Annotated in this window: 14 protein-coding genes and 2 tRNA genes; 7 read left to right on the forward strand and 9 right to left on the reverse strand. The window is 71.6% G+C overall.

All coding sequences use genetic code 11. From position 1 onward, the window contains the following. Positions 1-76 precede the first annotated feature (76 nt). Both ABD250_RS07610 and ABD250_RS07615 read left to right on the forward strand, forming a co-directional pair. On the forward strand, positions 77-9,451 hold the full coding sequence (locus ABD250_RS07610; RefSeq protein WP_344391569.1) for a fatty acid synthase subunit beta domain-containing protein: 9,375 nt from the start codon (positions 77-79) through the stop codon (positions 9,449-9,451). Continuing rightward, positions 9,448-9,963: a holo-ACP synthase gene (locus tag ABD250_RS07615; protein WP_344391571.1), complete on the forward strand. Its 516-nt coding sequence runs from the start codon at positions 9,448-9,450 to the stop codon at positions 9,961-9,963. The genes ABD250_RS07610 and ABD250_RS07615 overlap by 4 nt, the downstream gene beginning before the upstream one ends. 152 nt (positions 9,964-10,115) lie before the next feature. Here the strand turns inward: ABD250_RS07615 and ABD250_RS07620 are convergent, their stop codons facing one another. Continuing rightward, complete coding sequence (locus ABD250_RS07620) at positions 10,116-10,826, reverse strand: TetR/AcrR family transcriptional regulator (RefSeq protein ID WP_344391573.1); 711 nt, start codon at positions 10,824-10,826, stop codon at positions 10,116-10,118. Positions 10,827-10,834: 8 nt separating this feature from the next. Then, complete coding sequence (locus ABD250_RS07625) at positions 10,835-11,335, reverse strand: redoxin domain-containing protein (protein WP_182658470.1); 501 nt, start codon at positions 11,333-11,335, stop codon at positions 10,835-10,837. Positions 11,336-11,484: 149 nt separating this feature from the next. Here ABD250_RS07625 and ABD250_RS07630 point away from each other — a divergent pair, with 149 nt between their 5' ends. Continuing rightward, complete coding sequence (locus ABD250_RS07630) at positions 11,485-11,760, forward strand: DUF3618 domain-containing protein (protein WP_182636898.1); 276 nt, start codon at positions 11,485-11,487, stop codon at positions 11,758-11,760. A 157-nt stretch (positions 11,761-11,917) separates the two neighbouring features. On the opposite strand, the gene ABD250_RS07635 is transcribed toward ABD250_RS07630, so the two are convergent. Next, a tRNA-Lys gene (locus ABD250_RS07635) sits at positions 11,918-11,990 on the reverse strand. A 201-nt stretch (positions 11,991-12,191) separates the two neighbouring features. On the opposite strand from ABD250_RS07635, the gene ABD250_RS07640 reads away from it, so the two are divergent. Then, positions 12,192-13,424 (forward strand): L,D-transpeptidase, encoded by a 1,233-nt coding sequence (locus ABD250_RS07640; protein WP_338404168.1) that lies wholly within the window; start codon positions 12,192-12,194, stop codon positions 13,422-13,424. Between the two features lie 54 nt (positions 13,425-13,478). Here ABD250_RS07640 and ABD250_RS07645 read toward each other — a convergent pair whose 3' ends face one another. Beyond that, complete coding sequence (locus tag ABD250_RS07645; RefSeq protein WP_182658468.1) at positions 13,479-14,714, reverse strand: cation:proton antiporter domain-containing protein; 1,236 nt, start codon at positions 14,712-14,714, stop codon at positions 13,479-13,481. Between the two features lie 124 nt (positions 14,715-14,838). Between ABD250_RS07645 and ABD250_RS07650 the strand changes: the two genes are divergently transcribed. Beyond that, the gene (locus ABD250_RS07650) at positions 14,839-15,828 is read left to right on the forward strand and encodes a DUF2804 domain-containing protein (RefSeq protein WP_182658467.1); all 990 of its coding nucleotides are present in this window, start codon (positions 14,839-14,841) and stop codon (positions 15,826-15,828) included. Positions 15,829-15,902: 74 nt separating this feature from the next. Here ABD250_RS07650 and ABD250_RS07655 read toward each other — a convergent pair. The 4 genes from ABD250_RS07655 to ABD250_RS07670 form a co-directional block, all read right to left on the reverse strand. Further along, positions 15,903-15,975, reverse strand: a tRNA-His gene (locus tag ABD250_RS07655). A gap of 108 nt (positions 15,976-16,083) precedes the next feature. Further along, complete coding sequence (gene orn / locus ABD250_RS07660) at positions 16,084-16,752, reverse strand: oligoribonuclease (protein ID WP_182615299.1); 669 nt, start codon at positions 16,750-16,752, stop codon at positions 16,084-16,086. Positions 16,753-16,797: 45 nt separating this feature from the next. Beyond that, positions 16,798-17,616, reverse strand: coding sequence for a mycolate reductase (cmrA, locus tag ABD250_RS07665; RefSeq protein WP_182658466.1), 819 nt, complete (start codon positions 17,614-17,616; stop codon positions 16,798-16,800). 142 nt (positions 17,617-17,758) lie between these two features. After that, positions 17,759-17,968: a hypothetical protein gene (locus ABD250_RS07670; RefSeq protein WP_344391580.1), complete on the reverse strand. Its 210-nt coding sequence runs from the start codon at positions 17,966-17,968 to the stop codon at positions 17,759-17,761. Between the two features lie 290 nt (positions 17,969-18,258). Between ABD250_RS07670 and ABD250_RS07675 the strand changes: the two genes are divergently transcribed. Further along, positions 18,259-19,602, forward strand: a complete 1,344-nt coding sequence (locus ABD250_RS07675; RefSeq protein ID WP_422110525.1) for an MFS transporter — start codon at positions 18,259-18,261, stop codon at positions 19,600-19,602. Between the two features lie 78 nt (positions 19,603-19,680). On the opposite strand, the gene ABD250_RS07680 is transcribed toward ABD250_RS07675, so the two are convergent. Continuing rightward, on the reverse strand, positions 19,681-20,361 hold the full coding sequence (locus ABD250_RS07680; RefSeq protein WP_182658464.1) for an HAD family hydrolase: 681 nt from the start codon (positions 20,359-20,361) through the stop codon (positions 19,681-19,683). Between the two features lie 76 nt (positions 20,362-20,437). Between ABD250_RS07680 and ABD250_RS07685 the strand changes: the two genes are divergently transcribed. Next, entirely contained in the window at positions 20,438-21,430 is a 993-nt protein-coding gene (locus tag ABD250_RS07685; RefSeq protein ID WP_182658463.1) for a TIGR03557 family F420-dependent LLM class oxidoreductase, read from the forward strand. The last annotated feature ends 73 nt before the right edge of the window (positions 21,431-21,503 follow it).

Here is a 21,503-nt window from a genome sequence, read left to right on the forward strand (position 1 = left end):
TCTGTGCCCTGCGTCGGACCAGCAACTGGTCTCGGCGTGGAGATGTCCCAGACGAAGTTGCCAAGGAGTTCCACACGTGACGATCGACGACCGCGACCTCACACCCCGCCCGCTCGAGACCGGACACGCGGCCCGCCGCCAGGCCCGCGCGCTCGCGGACGACCTGCGTGAGGGCACCGCCTACGCCCTCGCCTTCGGGGGACAGGGGATCGCGTGGCGCGACGCGTTGAGCGACCTCATCGACGGCACCGGGATCGGTCCCGAACTGCAGGACCTCGTCGACTCCTCCGTCGCCCTCACCGAGCCGGTCCACGACGAGATCGCGGTGGTCCGGCCCCACGGCTTCCGCCCCATCGAGTGGGCCAACACCACCACCGGCGAGGACGAGGACCACGGTGACCTCCCCGACGAGGCGTCGCTCTCCTCCGCCGCGGTCTCCCTGCCGGCCGTCCTGCTCACCCAGGTGGGCGCCGTCCGCGCGCTCGCCGCCGAGGGCTTCGACGTCAACGACACCGCCCCCGCCGCCGTGGTCGGACACTCCCAGGGCATCCTCGCCGTGGAATCGGTCGAGACCTTCGGGTCGATCGACGACCGCCTCCTGGCGATGGCCGAGCTCATCGGCGCCGCCGCCACCCTGATCGGTCGCCGCACGGGCCTGTTCCGCCGTGGCGAGGCCAGCCCCATGGTCGGCGTGTCGGGCATCGACGGCGCGCGACTGCGCGCCCTCGTCGACGAGGTCTTCTCCGCGGTCGACCCCGCACTGCGGCCGACCGTCTCCATCCGCAACGCGCAACGCCGTCACGTCGTGGTGGGCCGTCCGGACGATCTCGAGGACCTGCGCCGTCACTGCGCGGACCTCGAGGCCGAGTCCCGCCGCCGTCGCGAGGCCAAGCTCACCGGCGGCGAGGTCTTCGCCCCCGTCTTCGCCCCCGTCTTCGACCCCCTCGAGGTGGAGGTCGGTTTCCACCATCCCGCGATGGCCCCCGCGGTGGACATCGTGTCCGACTGGGCGGCCCGTTGTGGCCTGGACGCCGACCGCGCGGCCGCGTTGGCCCGCCAGGTCTTCGCCGAGCCCGTCGACTGGGTCGAGGAGATGGCCGAGACCCTGCACTCCGGCGCGGAGTGGATCCTCGACATGGGCCCGGGCGAGGCCCTGACCCGCCTCAACCGCTCGGTGGTCCGCGGCCAGGGCGTCGGTGTGGTCGCCGCCGCCACCCGCGGCGGGCTGCGCAACCTCTTCACGCCGGGTGCCACCCCGTCGATCGAGCGCCCGTGGACGGCGTACCAGCCCCAGCTCATCACCCTGCCCGACGGCAGCGTGCACGTGGAGACGTCGTTCACCCGCCTCACCGGCTGCTCGCCGATCCTGCTGGCCGGGATGACCCCGACCACCGTGGACCCGGAGATCGTCGCGGCCGCGGCCAACGCCGGCCACTGGGCCGAGCTCGCCGGCGGTGGTCAGGTGACCGAGCCGATCTTCGCCGAGAACACCCAGCGCCTCACCGAGCTCCTCGAGCCCGGCCGCAGCGCGCAGTTCAACTCCCTGTTCCTCGACCCGTACCTGTGGAAGCTGCAGGTCGGCGGCAAGCGACTGGTCCAGAAGGCCCGCGCCGCGGGCGTCCCCTTCGACGGGGTGATCGTCACCGCCGGCATCCCCGAGCTCGACGAGTCCGTGGCCCTCATCGAGGAGCTCACCGAGGCGGGACTGCGCCACGTGAGCTTCAAGCCGGGCACGGTCGCGCAGATCCGCCAGGTCGTGCGGATCGCCGCCGAGGTACCCCATATGCCCGTGATCGTGCAGGTCGAGGGCGGGCGCGCGGGCGGCCACCACTCCTGGGAGGACCTCGACGCCCTCCTGCTGGCCACCTACCCGATGCTGCGCGACCGGCCCAACGTGGTCCTGTGCGTCGGCGGCGGGATCGGCACCCCGGAGCGGGCCGCGGACTACCTCACCGGATCCTGGGCCAACGCCCACGGCTACCCGGCCATGCCCGTCGACGGCATCCTCGTGGGCACCGCCGCCATGGCGACGCTCGAGGCCACCACCAGCCCGCAGGTCAAGCAGCTCCTCGTGGACACCGTCGGCGTGGACCACTGGGTGGGTGCCGGCCAGGCCGACGGCGGAATGGCCTCCGGCCGCAGCCAGCTCGGCGCGGACATCCACGAGATCGACAACACCGCCGCCCGCACCGGGCGTCTGCTGGACGAGGTCGCCGGCGACGCCGAGGCCGTGGCCGAGCGCCGCGAGGAGATCGTCGCCGCGATCAACGGCACCGCCAAGCCGTACTTCGGTGACCTCGGGACCATGACCTACGAGCAGTGGCTTCGCCGGTTCGCCGAGCTCTCCCTCGCCTCCGCTCCCGCCGCCGGCACCGCCTCCGGGGCGGTGGCCGAGAGCGCCCACTCGGTGTGGCTCGATCCCACGATCCGCGAGCGCTTCCACCGCATGGTGCAGCGCGCCGAAGCCCGCCTGGACGCCGCGGACACCGGTCGCATCGTCTCGGCCTTCCCCCGCGCCGAGGCGATGGAACGACCCACCGAGGTCGTCGACGCACTCGCTGCCCGCTACCCGGACCTGGCCACCGCGACTCTGCACCCCGCCGACGCCGCCGAGTTCCTCGACATCTGTCGCATGCCGGGCAAGCCCGTCCCGTTCGTGCCCGTCATCGACGGCGACGTCCGTCGCTGGTGGCGCTCGGACTCACTGTGGCAGGCCCATGACGCCCGCTACGACGCCGACGCCGTGTGCATCATCCCCGGCACCACCGCTGTCGCCGGGATCACCCGGGTGGACGAGCCTGTCGGCGAGTTGCTCGATCGCTTCGAGTCCGCCACCGTCGACCGTGTCCGTGGCTACCTGCCCTCCACCGAGGCCGTGAGCGGCCGCCGCCGTGGCACCGTGACCACCGCACAGGGCCCGGTCGCGGACGTGCTCAACGCGCCCGACGTCTCGTGGGCGGGCCGCCTCGTGGTGAGCCCTGTCCACCGCCTCGGCGTCCTGCACGCCTGGGAGATCGACTCGAACGGCATCGGCCACCACCCGGTCTCCGGCGCGGTGCTGACCCCGGCGGCGGACGGGCGCACCGTCGACCTGACCCTGCCCATCGGTCCGACCGAGATGACCATCACGATCACCCTGGGTGACTCCGTGGCCACGGGCGCCGCACCGGTCGTCACCGACGCCGCCGCGGAAGCCGCCATGCGCACCCTTCTGAGCACCGCAGCCGGCGTGGGCCGTGGCGGAGCCGGAGGGACCGCGATCGAGGCCCTGCCCGAGGTCGCCGATGGTGTCGCCACCGCCCGGTTCACCTTCGAGCCCACCCTCGCCTCCGACCACACCGGCGTCACCGCCGGCAGCCTGCCCACCCCGCTCATCACCTCGGACGGCGTCCCGGACGCCCTCGTGGGTGCGGCGTGGCCGGCCGTGTTCGCGGTCCTCGGGCAGGCGCGTCGCCCGCGCGGCGCCGGAACCGTGGTCGAGGGCCTGCTGGACCTGGTCCATCTGGACCACGGGGTCCGCATGCATTCCGCGCTCCCGGAGCAGTCGACCGATCTCGTCGTCGTCGCCCGGTCGGGAGACGTCCGCGACACCGACCTCGGACGTGTCGTCGAGGTGTCGGTCGAGGTCGCCTCGGTCTCCGCCGACGGCTCGCAGTCCCCCCTGTGCACCCTCTCGGAGCGGTTCGCGATCCGCGGCCGCACCGGCGGCGCCGAGGTGGGCGACCCCCGCCCGGCCGGCGGCGCCCTGGTCAGCGCCGAGGGCGCACCCGTGACCCCGGCCGAGACGAGCCGCCAGCAGCGGGTGTCCACCGCGCTCATCGCGCCGCACGACATGACCGCCTTCGCGCTGGTCTCCGGCGACCACAACCCCATCCACGTCTCCGACACCGCGGCCGACCTCGCCGGCCTGGGTGGCGTGATCGTCCACGGAATGTGGCTCTCGGCCGCCGCGCAGCACGCGGTCCAGGCCTCGGACGGGAAGACCCCCGCCCTGCGGATCGCCGGCTGGACCGCCCGCATGCTCGCCCCGGTCCGACCGGGCGACCACATCAAGGTCCGTGCCGTCCAGACCGGCCGTCTCGCCGGCGGCCAGGTCCTCGAGGTCACGTGCACGGTCGACGGTGCCACCGTCATGGCCGCCACCGCCCTGACCGAGGCCCCGCGCACCGTCTACGCCTTCCCCGGCCAGGGCATCCAGGCCAAGGGGATGGGCATGGAGGGACGCACCCGCTGCCCGGCCGCCCGCGAGATCTGGGACCGCGCCGACGCGCACACCCGCGAGGCCCTCGGCTTCTCCATCCTGGCGCTCGTCCGTGAGAACCCGACCGAGGTGACCGTCCGTGGCACCGTCCACCGGCATCCCGACGGCGTGCTCTACCTGACCCAGTTCACCCAGGTCGCCATGGCGTGCCTCGCGGTGGCGCAGCGCGCCGAACTCGAGGCCGACGGGTTGTTCATCGACGGCGCCTACTTCGCCGGCCACTCGATCGGCGAGTACGACGCCCTGGCCGCCATCTCCGGCACGCTCGAGCTCGAGCCGCTGCTGGAGATCGTCTTCCAGCGCGGAGCGACCATGCACGAGCTGGTCCCGCGCGATTCCGAGGGCCGGTCCGACTACCGGATGGCCGCGATCCGGCCGTCGCAGATGGGCATCGGCGACGACGAGGTCGTGGACTGGGTGGCCGCCGTGGCCGAGGACTCGGGTGAGTTCATCGAGATCGTCAACTACAACCTCGCGGGATCCCAGTACGCGCTGGCCGGCACCGTCGCCGGCTGCAAGGCGCTGGAGAAGGCCGTCGAGCGTGAGCTCGAGCGGTCCGGGGGCAAGAACGCCTTCATCCTGGTGCCGGGCATCGACGTGCCCTTCCACTCCACCGTCCTGCGCGGCGGCGTCCCGGACTTCCGGGCCACCCTCGACGCGCTGATCCCGCACGACATCGACATCTCGGTGCTGGTGGGCCGCTACATCCCCAACCTGGTCCCGCGCCTGTTCAGCCTCGAGCGTGACTTCGTGCAGGAGATCGCCGACCTCGTGCCGGCCGACTCCCTCGCCGACGTCCTGGCCGACTGGGACTCCTGGTCTGCCACCCCGACGCGTCTGGGACGCCTCCTCCTGGTCGAGCTGCTGGCCTGGCAGTTCGCCAGCCCGGTCCGCTGGATCGAGACCCAGGAGCTGCTCTTCACGCCCGTGGAGCGCGGCGGACTCGGCATCGAGTGCTTCGTCGAGGTCGGTGTGGCGAACGCCCCGACCGTGGCGAACCTCGCCTCCAAGACCCTCGACCTGCCCACGCACCGGGGCCCCCGCGCCCAGGTACTCAACGTCGAGCGCGACTCGGCGGCGTTGTACGGCACCCTGCCGCCCAGCGTGGAGGTCGACGACGACGACTCGGTGGACGCCACCGAGTCCACCACCCCGGCCGCCGACCAGGCGGCCCCCACAGACCCCGCACCGGCCGTCAACACCCCCGGCACGGCCGGTGCGGACCGATCCACCACCCCGGCGGCAGCCGAGGCCGCCCCCGGCGCACCCCGCCCGGACGACCTGGAATTCGGCGCCCCCGCGGCCACCCGCATGCTGGTGGCGCTGCGCACCAAGGTCCGTCCCGAGCAGATCGCGCCCGGTGACTCCATCGAGACGTTGTGTGACGGCGTCTCCTCGCGCCGCAACCAGCTGCTGCTGGACCTGGGCACGGAGCTGAGCCTGGGCGCCATCGACGGCGCGGCCGAGGCGGACTTCCCGACCCTGTCCGACCAGGTCTCGCGCCTGGCCCGCGGCTACTCGCCCTTCGGCCCCGTCCTGTCCGACGCGGTCGGCGAGGCGCTGCGTGCGGTCCTGGGCCGCACCGGTAAGCGGGCCGCGTACATCACCGAGCGCGTCACCGGCCCCTGGGAGCTCGGGACCGGCTGGGCCCAGCACGTCACCGCCGAGATCGCCCTCGGTACCCGCGACGGCGCCTCGATCCGCGGCGGCGACCTGGCGACGCTCGACGCCTCGGGCGTCAAGGACGTGGCCGGGCTGGACGAGCTCATCGACGCGGCCGTCCGCTCGGTCGGAGCGGCCAACGGCGTGGCCGTGGCCATGCCGTCCTCCGGAGCCGGCGGCGGCGGGGTCGTCGACTCCGCGGCACTGACCGAGTTCGCCGACGAGATCACCGGGACCGACGGCGTCCTGGCCCGGGCCGCGCGTGGCGTGCTCACCCGTCTGGGGCATCTCGAGCCCGAGGCCGTGGACCTGCTCGCCGAGGCCGACCCCGACACCGAGCTCGCCGACCTGGTGGCCGCCGAGCTGGGCGCCGACTGGCGCCGCGTGGTGGCCCCGGCCTTCGACTCCGGTCGTGCCGTCCTCATGGACGACCGCTGGGCCTCGGCACGCGAGGACCTGGCCCGTCTCTGGACCCGGACCGACGTCCCCGCCGACGCCGCGGAGGCCTTCCGCGGTGCCGGCGACATCGTGGCCGAGCAGGCCCGCTGGTGGGCCGAGCGGGCCGCCGGAGCCCGGCGGGACGCCCTCGCGGTCACCTACCGGGAGATCGCGGAGGCGGCCTCCGAGGAGTTCGTCGGCCGGTACGCGGGCGACGTCGCCGTCGTCACCGGTGCCGGCAAGGGCTCCATCGCCGCCGCCGTCACCGGAAAGCTCCTGGCGGGAGGGGCCACCGTGGTGGCCACCACCTCGAACCTGGACCAGTCCAAGCTGGCCTTCTTCAAGGACCTCTACCGTTCCCACGCCCGCGGTGGCGCGGCGCTGTGGGTGCTGCCGGCCAACCTCACGTCGTACTCGGACGTCGACGCGCTGGTCGAGTGGGTCGGATCCGAGCACGCCGAGTCGGCCGGTGGCCAGACCACCGTCCTCAAGGCGCCGCTCACGCCGACGCTGCTCTTCCCGTTCGCCGCCCCGCGTGTCCAGGGTTCGATGGCCGACGCCGGCCCGCGGGCCGAGACCGAGATGCGCGTCCTGTTGTGGGGCGTGGAGAAGCTCGTCGCCGGGCTCGGCGCGATCGGCGCCGACACCGACGTCGACTCCCGTCTGCACGTGGTGCTGCCGGGCTCGCCCAACCGCGGGATCTTCGGTGGCGACGGCGCCTACGGCGAGGCCAAGGCCGCGCTCGACGCCATGATCGCCAAGTGGGGCTCGGAGAAGTCCTGGTCCGAGCGCGTGACGTTCGTCCACGCGATCATCGGCTGGGTCCGGGGCACCGGGCTGATGGGCCACAACGATCCGCTCGTCGACGCCGTGGAGGCCGCGGGCGTGTCCACCTGGTCCACCGCGGGGATCGCCGCCGAGCTGCTGGACTCGTGCACCCCAGACGTCCGTCGGTCCGCCGGCGAGGCGCCCCTCACCGTCGACCTCACCGGGGGTCTCGGCACCGCCGACCTGGACATGGCCGCGCTCGCCGCGGACCGTCCGGCCCCGGTGACCGAGGCCTCGACCGAGGACGCCGACGGGACCCTCGCGGCCCTGCCGTCGCTGCAGACCGTCACCGCCGACGAGCGCCCCGAGTGGGGCCAGGTCACCCAGGACCTCGAGGACATGGTCGTGATCGTGGGCTCCGGCGAGGTCGGGCCCTACGGCAGCGCCCGCACCCGCTTCGAGGTGGAGACCACCGGCGACCTCAGCGCCGCCGGCGTGGTCGAGCTGGCCTGGTCGACCGGGCTCATCACCTGGGAGGACTCGCCGCGCGCCGGCTGGACCGTCACCGGGTCCGGTGACCCGATCGACGAGGCGGACATCGCCGAGCGTTTCCACGACGAGGTGCTCGCCCGGGTGGGCGTGCGCACCTACGCCGACGATTCGCGCGCGGAGATGTTCGCGGGCGCCTCGCCGCAGCTGACCTCGGTGTTCCTGCCGGAGGACCTGTCCTTCGTCGTGGACGACGAGGGCCAGGCCCGCGCGTACCAGGAGGACGATCCGGAGAACACCGTCGTCACCCGCAGCGAGGACGGCGAGTGGACGGTCACCCGCAAGGCGGGCACCGAGATCCGCGTCCCCCGCCGCACCACGCTCACCCGCATCGTGGGTGGCCAGATCCCCACCGGCTTCGACCCGACGGTGTGGGGCATCCCCGCCGACATGGTCTCCGGGATCGACCGGGTGGCGGCGTGGAACCTGGTGGCCACCGTGGACGCCTTCATCTCCTCGGGCTTCACCCCGGCGGAGTTGCTGGCCCACGTCCACCCGGCCGATGTCGCCAACACGCAGGGCACCGGCATGGGCGGTATGACGAGCATGCGCTCGCTCTACATCGACGGCATCCTGGGCCGTAGCCGCGCCAACGACACGCTGCAGGAGGCGCTGCCCAACGTCGTGGCCGCCCACGTCATGCAGTCCTACGTCGGCGGATACGGCTCGATGGTCCACCCGGTTGCGGCCTGTGCCACCACCGCGGTGAGCGTCGAGGAGGGCTTCGACAAGATCCGCGCCGGCAAGGCGGAGTTCGTGGTGGCCGGCGGGTTCGACGACCTGTCCACCGAGGGCATCCAGGGCTTCGCCGACATGTCCGCCACCGCGGACTCCGCGGCGATGGCCGCCAAGGGGATCGACGAGCGCCACTACAGCCGGGCGAACGACCGGCGGCGCGGCGGGTTCGTCGAGTCCCAGGGCGGCGGCACCATCCTGCTGGCCCGTGGCGACGTCGCGGCCCGCATGGGGCTGCCGGTGCACGGGGTGGTGGCCTGGGCGGGGTCGTACGCCGACGGTGCGCACACCTCGATCCCCGCTCCGGGGCTCGGCGCGCTCGGCGCGGGCCGTGGTGGAAAGCGGTCGCCGCTGGCCCGGGGTCTCGCAGAGCTCGGCCTGACCGCGGACGACCTGGCCGTGGTGAGCAAGCACGACACCTCGACCAAGGCCAACGACCCCAACGAGTCGGACCTGCACGAGCGGCTCGGGGCGGCGATCGGTCGCTCCGACGGCAACCCGTTGTTCGTCGTCTCGCAGAAGTCGCTCACCGGGCACGCCAAAGGTGGCGCGGCCGCGTTCCAGCTCATCGGGCTGACCCAGATGCTGCGTTCGGGGACACTGCCCCCCAACCGGGCCCTGGACTGCGTCGACGACGTCCTGGACCGGCACCGGCACCTGGTGTGGCTGCGCGAGACGCTGCAGCTGGGCGGGGACCTGCCGCTCAAGGCCGGCCTGCTCACCTCGCTCGGGTTCGGTCACGTGTCCGGGCTCATCGCCGTGACGCACCCCGAGGCGTTCCATCGCGCGGTGGCCGCGCAGCTCGGCGAGCAGGAGTCGGAGCGCATCCGCGAGGCGGCGCTGGGGCGCGAGCGCGACGGCGCCCGGCGCCTGACCGACGCGATCTACGGCGGCGAGTCCCTCTACAGCCGTCCGGAGGCGCGTCGACTCGGTGAGGGGTCGGCCGACGAGGTCAAGGAGCGCGAGGCCGCGGTCCTGCTGGACCCGGCCGCCCGTCTCGACTCCGACGGCGTGCTCGCGGCCAGCGACTGGCGGTGACCGTGGCGGTGCGGGGCGTCGGGGTCGACACAGTCGACATCGGCGCCTTCGCCGCGTCCCTGGCCGAGCCGGGGACGCGGTTCACCACCGCCTTCTCGCCGACGGAGCGACGGCAGTGCCGCGAGCGCGCCGAGGCCCGTGGGGCCGTGCACGACGCCCAGCCGGCGGGTGTCGAGGTCTCGGGGCCGAGGTCCTCGTCGTCGTCATCCGGTCGGTCCACCCACCTGGTCCGTCACCTGGCCGCCCGGTGGGCGGCGAAGGAGGCCGTGGTCAAGGCCTGGTCGGCGGCGCTCTACGGTTCCGCGCCGCCGATCTCGCCGGACCTGCTGGTGTGGTCCGAGATCGAGACCGTGTGCGACGCGTGGGGCCGGCCGGCGGTGCGACTGGGCGGCGAGGCTGCCCGGCAGGTCGCGGCGACGGTGGGGGAGGGCGTCCGCTGGCACGTCTCGCTGAGCCACGACGGCGACGCGGCGCTGGCGTTCGTGGTGCTCGAGGGGCCGATGGCCGGGTAGCGGGGTGTCCGGTCACCCGGTCGGCGCGGTATCCCCGGTTGGCGGACGGGAGTCGCGTCCGGGGGCCGACTTCTCGCACCAGAAGTCCGCCACCCGCGCCGCCGGCCGGCCGGCGTCAGGCAGCGCCGCCGACCTGCCGTCGCCGGCGTACGTCAGCCGACCTGGGCTTCCTTCTCCGCCAGCCACAGGTAGGCGGTGAGCATCCGCTTGAGCTCCGTGACGGTGGCGTCGTGGATGTCCTCGCCCGTGGCGGAGCCGGCGCTGACGGAGAAGTTCAGCATCGAATAGGCCACGTGGACCAGCACGTCGGCCATGAACGCGCGGCGCTGGCGCTCGGTGGCCGGCATGAGCGGGGCGAGCACGCTGGCGATCATCCTGGCGAGCTCGCGCTCGTTGACCGCGGCGGTGGCACGGGTGGCCGGGGTCGCCTGCGTGGCCAACCAGACCGCCCGCCGGGAGGGATCGCTCAGCCACAGGTCCGCCAGGTGGTCGAGGAAGTCGTTCAGCAGTTCCGGCCAGTCCAGCGCGGGGATCTTCTGCGCGAAACGCTCGATCTCCTCGATCACCCCGTGGGCGTCCTGGCGGTCCAGCTCGCACACCAGGACGTACTTGTTGGCGAAGAACTGGTACAGCGTCCCGATGGGGACCCCCGCGCGGGAGGCCACCTCCTCGCAGGTGAACGAGTCGAAACCCACCTCGACCAGGACGTCCCGCGCCGAGGACAGCAGCGCCTGGAACTTGCGCCGGCTCCTCTCCTGGATGGGCCGGCGGCGGGGCACCAGGATGTTCGGCTCGTCCTGGACGGCCTCGTCCGCGGGATCCCGTGCTGGTTTCTGCACTCGCTCGGGCGGGTCGGTCGGCATGGGTGGCGTCAGCCCTCCGTGGGTTCGGGCAGTTCCACACCGAGGAGCTTCGCGAGCATCGCCACGTGGCCCTTGGCCCGGACGTTGTACCGGGCGAGGGAGAGCGTCCCGTCTGACTCCACGGCGAACGTCGAGCGGATCACGCCCATCACGGTCTTGCCGTAGTTCTTCTTCTCCCCGAACGCACCCCACTCGGTGAGCATGGTCTTGTCCGGGTCGGACAGCAGGGGGAACGTGATGCCGTGCTTGTCCCGAAAACGCACGAGCTTGGCCGGCGGGTCGGGCGACACCCCCACCACCCCGATCCCGGCCTCCCGTAGCTCCTGGAGGGCCCCTTCGAAGTCCACGGTCTCCGTGGTACATCCGGGCGTCATGGCGGCCGGGTAGACGTACAGCACCACGCGTCCGTGCGCGGCGAGCAGGTCCGCCAGCGACGTGGGGGTTCCGTCGGCGTCGGGGAGGGTGAAGGCGGGGGCGGTCTGGCCCACCTCGAGCCGTGGTGTGGTCACCGGTGCTCCTGAAGTCGGGTCGGGGTGTGTGATCACTCCAACCTATCCGATGCGTCGGCGCGCGGGCGCGGATCGCCGACGGGTGCAGTAGCGTGGGCGGGGTCCAGAATCCGCGGCTAACCGCGTGACGAGCGATCGACGGAGGTCTCGTGTCCAGGAGTTACGACAGCATCGAAGGCGACATCGCCAAGGCGCGTGACGATCTCGCGACGACGTTGGACGAGATCGTCGACCGGGTCAATCCCAAGAACCTCGCCGAAGAGGGCAAGGAGAGGGCCGTCGCCGCCCTCACCGATCCCCGGGTCCTCGCGGTGCTCGGCGGATTCGCGGCGCTGGTCATCGGGGGCATCACGGTGTCCATGGCCAACAAGCGCAAGGAACGTCGGCGCATCGAGGCCTACCTCGAGGCGCGTCGGGCTCTCTGAGCGGCCGCCGCGCACCACAGCCCATCGAGAAGAGCGTTTCGCACATTCCCACTCGGGAAACGTGTGCGGAACGATCTTCTCGTTGCATCACGGGGGTCCCGCCCGCGCAGCCGACACGACAAAGCCCCGGGTCGTGGACCCGGGGCTTTCCCTGCTGTGCGCCATCAGGGACTCGAACCCCGAACCCGCTGATTAAGAGTCAGCTGCTCTGCCAATTGAGCTAATGGCGCCTGCGTGGTGCGAGAGAAACAGTAACAGGACACCGGGGGCAACACGAAATCGCCTGTTCAGGGCGGGGGTGGCCGGTGTGCGGCGGCGCATCCTTAACCAATTCGATATGGAATGCAATGATTTTCCCAGGCATACTGGGGATAACTGCTCGCCGGTCCTGTCGACGTCCGGGGGGAGATGACGCTCGGAAGGGGCCATTAGTGAACTTGCGCCACACGGATCGGACCAGACGACGGGACCCGGGTTCCCGGTCGAGATCCCGTCTCGCTCTGGCCGCCGTGGTCGCCGGTTCGCTCGTGTTGACGGGGTGCACGATCGGCGCCGGTGGCGCGGGTGAGGCCCAGGTCGCCGAGGCACCGGCGGAGCCGGCCGCGGTCATCGACCTGTCGGTCGAGGACGGATCATCCGACGCCAACCCCGCCGAGCCCGTGGTCCTCACCGCCAGCGACGGTCGCCTCGACACCGTGGTCATGCGGAATCCGGAGGGCGTCCAGGTCCAGGGCGAGTTCAACCCCGACCTGACGGAGTGGCGGACCACCGAGGACCTGGGTTACTCCCGTCAGTACACGCTCGAGTCCACCGCGACCGACGAGGACGGCCTGGTCACGCGGAAGAACGTCACGTTCAGCACCCTCACCCCGCGCATCATGACGGCGGCCTACCTCACCACAGGTCAGGGCTCGACGGTGGGCATCGGTCAGCCGGTCGCGGTGATGTTCGACGAGCCGATCTCGGATCGCCGTGCCGCCCAGGACAACATCCACATCCGTACCGAACCCGAGGTCGAGGGCGCCTTCTACTGGGTCTCCAACCAGGAGGTCCGGTGGCGTCCGGCCGAGTACTGGGCGCCGGGTACCACCATCGACGTCCACGTGGACATCTACGGCGAGGATCTGGGCGGCGGCATGTACGGCCAGGAGGACGCGCGCAGCGACTTCCGGATCGGCGACGCGGTCATCTCCCGGGTGGACGACTCGACCAAGCAGATCGTGATCGAGCGCAACGGCGAGGTGGTCAAGACCATGCCCACCTCGATGGGCAAGCCCGACACCCCGACCCCCAACGGCACGTATGTGATCGGCGAGAAGCTCGCCTCGATGGTCATGGACTCCTCGACCTACGGCGTTCCTGTCGACTCGCCGGAGGGCTACCGGACCCCGGTCCAGTACGCCACGCGGATGTCATACAGCGGCATCTTCGTCCACGCCGCGCCGTGGTCCGTCTGGGCGCAGGGTAGCCAGAACGTGAGCCACGGGTGCCTCAACGTCACGACGGCGGACGCCAAGTGGTTCTACGACAACGCCAAGCGCGGCGACATCTTCGAGGTCACCGGCACGGTCGGCCCGACGCTTCCGGGGTGGGACGGTCTGGGCGACTGGAACGTCCCGTGGGAGACCTGGAAGGCCGGTAACGCAGACGCGGGCACGGCCTGACATGGGCACGGCCTGAGGCCCGAGCCCCCCTCAGCGGGGGCGGACGCGCAGTGCTCAGCGTGATCGATCGGGATCCCGGTCGTCGCGGCGTTCGGCGGCCCTGAACAGTGCGCGGCCGGGAGCCGCGGAGACGCCGTGTGCGAGGGTGCTGGCCACCACGACCAGGGTGCCCACACCCAGCAACAGCGGATCCGGACCTGCTCTGGACGCCTCCTCGGTCAGATAGAACACCGCCGCGACCCCGACCGGTCCGAACCAACCGAGGAACGCCGCGTCGCGGACACGCAATCCGAGCGGCCGCATGAGGGCGAGAAGCACCGGCGGGCGCCGGAGGACGAGCACGGCGGCCGTGAGAAACACCGCCCCCCACCCCAACTGCTCCCACTGCTGCCACGGCAGCATCGCTCCGAGGACGAGGAAGAACGGCAGCACCGCGAACTGGTTGACCGCCTCATCGATCTCCACCTCCACCTGCCTCTCGTCTCCGACGCTGGTCAGGTTGAAGGCCAACCCCGAGACGAAGGCCGCGAAGACCCCGTTGACCCCCAGCAGGCCGGAGCCACCGAGGACCAGCAGCGCCAGGAGCAGGGTGAACAGCAGGATCGGGCCGTTCTCCGCAGCGTGGTGACGTTCTGAGAAATGCAGAGCTCTGGCCGCCGACACTCCGGCGAGGACGCCCAACCCCAGGGCGCCGAGGATCTGCCAGCCGATCTCCGCGGCGGCCTGCCCGGCGGTGAGGGGGGTCGCAACGGCGAGCGCGACCACGACCAGGGGAAGGGCCAATCCGTCGTTCGCCCCCGACTCCAGTGACAGCAGTTGCCGGTCGTCTTCGGGCAGGTCCCTCTCGGCGGCGTCGCCGGTCACCGCGGCGGAGGAGAGGACGGGATCCGTGGGACAGATCGCGGTGCCGAAGAGCAGCGCCACCGCGAAGGGGATGCCCAACGCCCAGATCGCGAGACCGGTGGAGATCAGCGCCATCGCGGGCATCACCACCACCAGGAGGAGCGTCAAGCGTCGCCAGTGACGGCGGATCGCAGAGAAGGGGTAACGGAGAGCCACACCCATCACGGAGATGCCCAGAAGGATCTCCGCGCCGCGATGGAGCGTCGAGGGGTCGGTGACGATGTCGGGGACGTCGAGAACCCCGAGGACCACGGGTCCCAGGACTATGCCGACCCCGAGTGCGATGAGCGGCTCCGACACGGGCCACCGGTGAAGTCGCGCGGACACGGCGACGATCACGACGCCGAGCGCCCCGACGGTCGCGAGCAACAGATCGAGTGTGGACACGGGCCCTCCAGGTCAGTCGCGTCCACCGCACCATAGGCAACCCCCGGCGGTCGCGCCATCGGTCCCTCTCGTCCCGCGGTGGACCGCGCGAATGCCGAGGGGGCGCGAATGGAAAGGTGGGTGCATGACCGTCGAGCGTGAGATCACCCGGCCCACCGATCTGGCCCGCGGTCGCCGACTCGATTCGGCTGCGGTCGGCTGGACCCGCACCCCGCTACACCGCACCGCCATCGCCGGGTGGGGGCGCACCAAGCGCTGGGAGTACTGGGGCATCGTGACCGACCGGTTCGTGGTGGGACTCACCGTGGCCGGACTCGACTACCTGTCCACCTGCGCGGTCTACGTCCTGGACCGCCGTACCGGGGTGGAGACCACCCGCAGCGGGGTCAGCCCGCTCGTCCGGCCCGCCTTCAGCGATGAAGCGGGGGTGGGGACCGTGCACGCGTCGGCCGGCCTGGGTTCGGGTCGGGTGGGAATAGAGATCGACGACGACGAGGCCGCCACCGCGATCCGTGTACGCGCGACCGGCCTCCTTGTGGACCTGGAAATCACCCGACCGGGCCACGACAGTCTCGGAGTGGTGGTGCCGTGGAGTGAGCGGCGCTTCCAGTACACCCTCAAGGATCTCGCCAACCCCGTCACCGGCTCGGTGACCCTCGACGGGGTCGCCCGCGATCTCGGGACCGGGTGGGCGGTCCTGGACCGCGGGCGCGGGCGGTGGCGGTACGCCACCCGATGGAACTGGGGAGCGGGCAGCGGCGTGGTCGACGGTGTGCCGTGTGCGCTCCAGGTGGGGGGCCGGTGGACGGACGGGACCGGGTCCACGGAGAACGGGATCCTCGTGGACGGCAGACTGCACAAGATCGGCGAGGATCTGCGGTGGGTCTATGACCTGGCGGATCCGGCGGCCGCCTGGCGGGTCCACGGCGAGCGACTGGACGTCACGCTCACCCCGTTCCACCTCCGCCGGGACATCACCGAGTTCGGGATCCTGGCCGTGCGCACCCACCAGGCCTTCGGCACCTGGCACGGGACCGGGATTCTCGACGACGGCACCACCGTGCGCCTGGACGGCCTGACCGGGTGGGCGGAGGAGTCGCGTAACCGTTGGTAGGGCGCGGGGGTGGTGTGCGGTGGACGACCCAACGGGACAGGGCCCGGACCGTGAGGTCCGGGCCCTGTGCTCGGGGTGGCTGACGGGACTCGAACCCGCGACAGCCAGGATCACAACCTGGTGCTCTACCAACTGAACTACAGCCACCATCGCCGTTCTCGCGAACAGCGTTGACGATGCTACCCGGTCTGGGTCCCGGTCAGGAAATCGGCAGGTGTCGACGCCTACCGGGCCCGCGCACGGGAGGTCGGACGCTCAATCTACGGGGGGCAGGGCGCCGGCCGCGGCGCGCACCTCGTCGGTGGTCGGGCCGGGCTGGGGGACGAACGCCGTGGCGCGGTAGTACTTCAGCTCGCGGATCGACTCCTTGATGTCCGCCAGGGCGCGGTGGGACATGCCCTTCTCGGGCTGGCCGAAGTAGATGCGCGGATACCAGCGGCGGCACAGCTCCTTGATCGAGCTCACGTCGATCATCCGGTAGTGCAGGTAGGAGTTGAGCTCGGGCATGTCCCGGGCGAGGAACCCGCGGTCGGTGCCGATCGAGTTGCCGGCCAGGGGAGCGGTCCCGCTGACCGGGACCCAGGCGCGGATGTAGTCGAGGACCTCTTTCTCGGCCTCCGCCACCGTCACGGCGGAGGCGCGGATCTCCTCGGTCAGGCCCGACGAGGAGTGCATGTCCCGCACCACCGGGAGCATCGCGGCCAGCTTGGCGTCCGAGGCGTGGATGACGATGTCCACGCCGTCGCCCAGGACGTTGAGTTCGGAGTCGGTGACCAGGGCCGCGATCTCCACCAGTGCGTCGTTCGCGGTGTCGAGGCCGGTCATCTCGCAGTCGATCCACACGATCCGGTCGTTCTTGGACTCCTTGTGGGGCGTCGGGCTCGACGACGCGACAGGGGTGGGACCGGGGTTCGACTCTGGCATCGCTCGACTATATCGCCGAGCGACCGCCCGACCGGACCCGGAGGATCAGCCCTCCGCCTGCCCCTCGCCGAGCTTGGCGTAGAACCGCCCCACGATCGGGGCCATGACCCCGCGCGGGGTGTAGTTGCCCGCCACGGACATGGCCTGGCCCAGGGGGCCCGGGACCACGCGCATCTTGTTCCGCGCGAGCGCGTCCAGGGAGATCCGTGCGGTGTACGTGGTGTCCACCCAGAAACGATCGGGGACCAGGCGGTCGACGAAGGTCTTGTCCTCCTCGACGATCTCCTCGGTGCGCACCGGTCCGGGCGCCAGAAGCGTCACGTTGACCCCGGAACCCTTGAGCTCCCCGCGCAGCGACTCGGAGAAGGTGTTGAGGAACGCCTTGGTGGCGGCGTAGGTGGCGTTGTTGGGGATCGGCATGTTGCCGGCCGCCGAGCCCACGTTGAGGATCGCGCCCGAGCCACGGGAGACCATCCCGGGCAGGACGGCCAGTACGAGGTCGTGGCAGGCCACGGCGTTGACCTGCACCTGGCTCTTCTCGTAGTGGGGGTCGAGCGCGGCGACCGGCCCGAATGAGGCGATGCCGGCGTTGTTGCACAGGATCGAGATCTCGCGGACCGCGAGCTCCTCCAGCAGCGGTGCCCGCTCGGCCGGATCGGACAGGTCGCAGGCCCGCACCTCGACCGTCACCCGGAACTGGCTCTCCAACCGCTCCTTGAGTTCCTGCAGCACCTCGCCGCGCCGCGCCACCACGATCAGGGAGTGGCCGCGGCGGGCCAACTCGGCGGCCAGCGCCATGCCGATCCCGGAGGAGGCGCCGGTGACGACAGCACGATTCGTCGTTGTGGGCAGGGGAAGCGGCATCATGCGTCCTCGGGTCAGGTGGTCAGGGCCGAGGGTGAGCGTACCGGCGAGGGCGCTGAACGGGGGAGTGGGTGACGACGACGTGCGCGGCCCCGGCGATGGTGGGCACCCACCACCCGGGCGGATCAATTGTCGCCGGTGATCACCCCTGGCGGAACGGGAGCGCTCCCTCGTGGTCTGTCTTGTCGCTCGCCGAGTCGTGATCGCCCGCGGCGGGGTCGCGCGCGGCCGTGCCCAGAAGCCTGCAGAGAACGTAGAAGAGCGGGCCCAGCACCAGGCTTCCGCCGAGCCAACTGAAGAAGTCGTCCGGTGACGCGAGGTGGGCACCGGTCGACAGTGAGAGGAGCACCACCAGGCCGATGATGAGGACAAGACCCCTGCGCGCCACTGGATCGGTTGATCTGCGGAGGCTACGCAATGCGATGAGAACCGCGACAGCGGGCAACGCGCCGGTCAGGGCCAACCACGCCGACCACGCCACAGCTACCTCGCATTCACCGAATGTGCACCGACCATACCAGCGGAAATGGACCCGCCACCGGCCCTTTCGAGGCCTCAGACGAACCGCTGGGCACTAGGTTCTAGGGCGTGAGCAGCACCGGGACACCGCCCCCTCCAGAGACCGCCGCCTCGTCGTCGTCGTTGTCACCCGATCTCCGCCCCGCCACCCGCGGCCAGGTCTTCTCGTGGGCGATGTGGGACTGGGGGTCGGCGGCGTTCAACGCGGTGATCGTCACCTTCGTCTTCTCCGTCTACCTCACCGACTCGGTGGGGGCGGACCTCGACGGACCGTTCTCGGCCGCCACCTGGCTGTCGATCTCGATCGCGCTGGCCGGGCTGGTGATCGCGCTGACCGCGCCGGTGATGGGCCAGCGCGCGGACCGGGGCGGCCGTCGCCGGCGGTCGCTGGCCATCTGGACCTACCTCACGGTCGCGCTGACCGCGCTGATGTTCCTCGTCGACTCCGACGCGCCCTACCCGTGGTTCTTCGTCGGACTTCTGCTGCTCGCGCTGGGGTCCATCACGTTCGAGTTCGCCGAGGTGTCCTACTTCGCGATGCTCCGGCAGGTCTCCACCCCGGCCACCGTGGGGCGGGTCTCCGGGTTCGGGTGGGCGATGGGCTACTTCGGCGGGATCTTCCTGCTGCTCGCCGCGTTCCTGGGCTTCATCTCCGGGGACGGCGACGAGCGGGGACTGCTGGGCATCTCCACCGACGGCGGCCTCAACGTGCGGCTGGTGTGCCTGGTCGCGGCGGTGTGGTTCGCGGTGTTCGCGCTGCCGGTGCTGCGGTCGGTGCCGGAGAACCGGCCCCGAGGGAAGAAGGGCGACGACGACGACGAGGTGGGCTTCGTCGAGTCGTACCGCATCCTCTGGCGGGATCTCAAGGCCCTGTCGCGCCGGGACCCGCGGACCGTGAAGTTCCTCGTGGCCAGCGCGATCTTCCGCGACGGGCTGGCGGGGGTGTTCACCTTCGGGGCGATCCTGGCGGTCACCGTGTACGGGCTCGCGCCGGGGGATGTGCTGATCTTCGGGGTGGCGGCCAACGTGGTGGCGGCCCTGGGGGCGGCGGTCGCGGGAGTCGTGGACGACCTCGTGGGGCCCAAGGCGGTGATCATCGGCTCTCTCGCGGCGATGCTCGGCACGATGACCGTCCTGCTGTTCGTCGACGGCACCGCCATGTTCTGGCTCTTCGGCCTGCTCATGTGCCTGTTCGTGGGCCCGGCCCAGTCGGCGTCGCGCTCGTTCCTGGCCCGGCTGGCCCCGCCCGGCAGCGACGGCCAGATGTTCGGGCTCTACGCCACCACCGGGCGTGCGATCTCGTTCCTCGCCCCGGCGCTGTTCGGCCTGTTCACGTGGGGGTTCGGCACCGACCGCGCGGGAATCGCCGGGATCGCCCTGGTCCTGCTCGTGGGCCTGCTCCTGCTGCTGCCCGTCAAGACCCCGACCCGCTCCGAGGCGTCGATCACGTGGGCGGGCTCCGCTTGACCCCGGGTCGCTCCGCGCGGTGACCCGCTCCTCGTCGTCCCGCGTTCGCGCCCTTCCCGCCCTTCCCGCCCCGGCAAGTCAGAGCCTGCCGGACGTCAGCAGGTCCAGCACTCCGGCGGCGTCGTCGACGATGTCTGAGAAGCCCGCCTCTCGGAGCTCGGCGTCACCGATGCCGCCCGTGCGCACGGCCACCGAGCGGATGCCGAGCGTGGTGGCGGCGACGGCGTCCCAGGTCGCGTCGCCCACCATGACCGCGTCCGCTGCGTCGACGCCGGAGCGCTCGAGGGCGATCGCCACGATGGTGGGGTCGGGCTTGGCGGTGTCGACGTCCTCGCCGGTGGTCACGGCGTCCACGTACTCGTCGACATCCAGCAACGCGCGCGCCTCGGCGAACTCCGACGGCGGGGCCGAGGTGGCGAGCACGGTGACCCACCCCTGCTCCTTGGCGCCGCGCACGAGCTCGCGGGCACCCGGCAGGAGGCGGAGCGAGTCCCCGGCCTCGGCGTAGTACTCCGAATGCAGATCTTTGGCCCGCCCCGCCACGCGATCGCGGTCCTCGTCGTCGTCGACCCCCGCGATGTCCAACAGCTCGCCCACCAACGTGGATCCGTCCTTGCCGATCCGGTGGTGCACCTCAACGAAGGGCACCGGCGCGCCCGCCGCGGCCAGGGCCCGGTGCCAGGTCCACACGTGGACGTAGGTGGAGTCGACCAGGGTGCCGTCGACGTCGAGAAGCAGGGCGCGCGGTGAGGTGGTCATGCGTCCGACCGTGCCCGGCCCCCGTGCGGGAGGCAACCGGTGGCGACAGGGCTGTGCCCGGCGCACCCTCGGATCCATGACACGTTTCGGATACACCCTCATGACCGAACAGTCCGGCCCCAAGGAACTCGTGCGCTACGCGGCCAAGGCCGAGCAGGCGGGATTCGACTTCGAGGTGGCCTCGGACCACTACTTCCCGTGGCTGTCCTCGCAGGGGCACGCGCCGTATGTGTGGAGCGTCCTGGGCGCCGTGGCGCACGTGACCGAGCGGGTGGACCTGTGCACGTACGTGACCTGCCCGATCCTGCGCTACCACCCCGCGGTGGTGGCACAGAAGGCCGCGACCGTGCAGATCATGTCCGATGGCCGGTTCATGCTGGGCATCGGTGCGGGGGAGAACCTCAACGAGCACGTGGTGGGGCAGCGGTGGCCCTCGATCGACGAGCGCCACGAGATGACGGTGGAAGCGCTGGAGATCATTGGCGAGCTGTTCGACGGCGGCCTGGTGACCTACTCCGGCGAGCACTTCCGCGTGGACTCGGCCCGCCTGTGGGACCTGCCCGAGACGCGGGTGCCGATCGGCGTGGCCGCCGGCGGGGAGAAGGCCGTGGCCCGGCTCGGGCCGCTCGCCGACCATCTCATCGCCACCGAGCCGGAACCCGCCCACATCGAGGGCTGGAACGCGCTCGAGGGGCAGAAGCGGATCGGTGACGGCGCCCGCGCGATCGCCCAGATCCCCATCAGCTGGGACCCCGACTCGGAGAAGGCGGCCGTCGAGCGCGCACACGACCAGTTCCGCTGGTTCGCCGGAGGCTGGGCCGCCAACGCCGACCTGCCGACCACCGCCGGGTTCGCCGCCGCCACCAAGTTCGTCCGGCCCGAGGACGTGGCCGAGCAGCTGGCGTGCGGCCCTGACCTGGACGCGATCGTCGAGAAGGTGCGGCCCTACTGGGAGGCCGGGTACACCGACGTCGCGCTGATCCAGATCGGCGATGAGACCCTGGACCGGTTCTTAGAGGAGGCGGCCGAGCCGCTGCTCGCGCGGCTGCGGGAGGCCTCCCCGAGCTGAGGCGGCCCGGTTCCGCCGGGGCCATCGATAAGAGCGTTTCGCACACTTGTACTCGACCGATGTGTGCGAAACG

Source organism: Dietzia cercidiphylli (assembly GCF_039531545.1).
GTDB lineage: Bacteria > Actinomycetota > Actinomycetes > Mycobacteriales > Mycobacteriaceae > Dietzia > Dietzia natronolimnaea.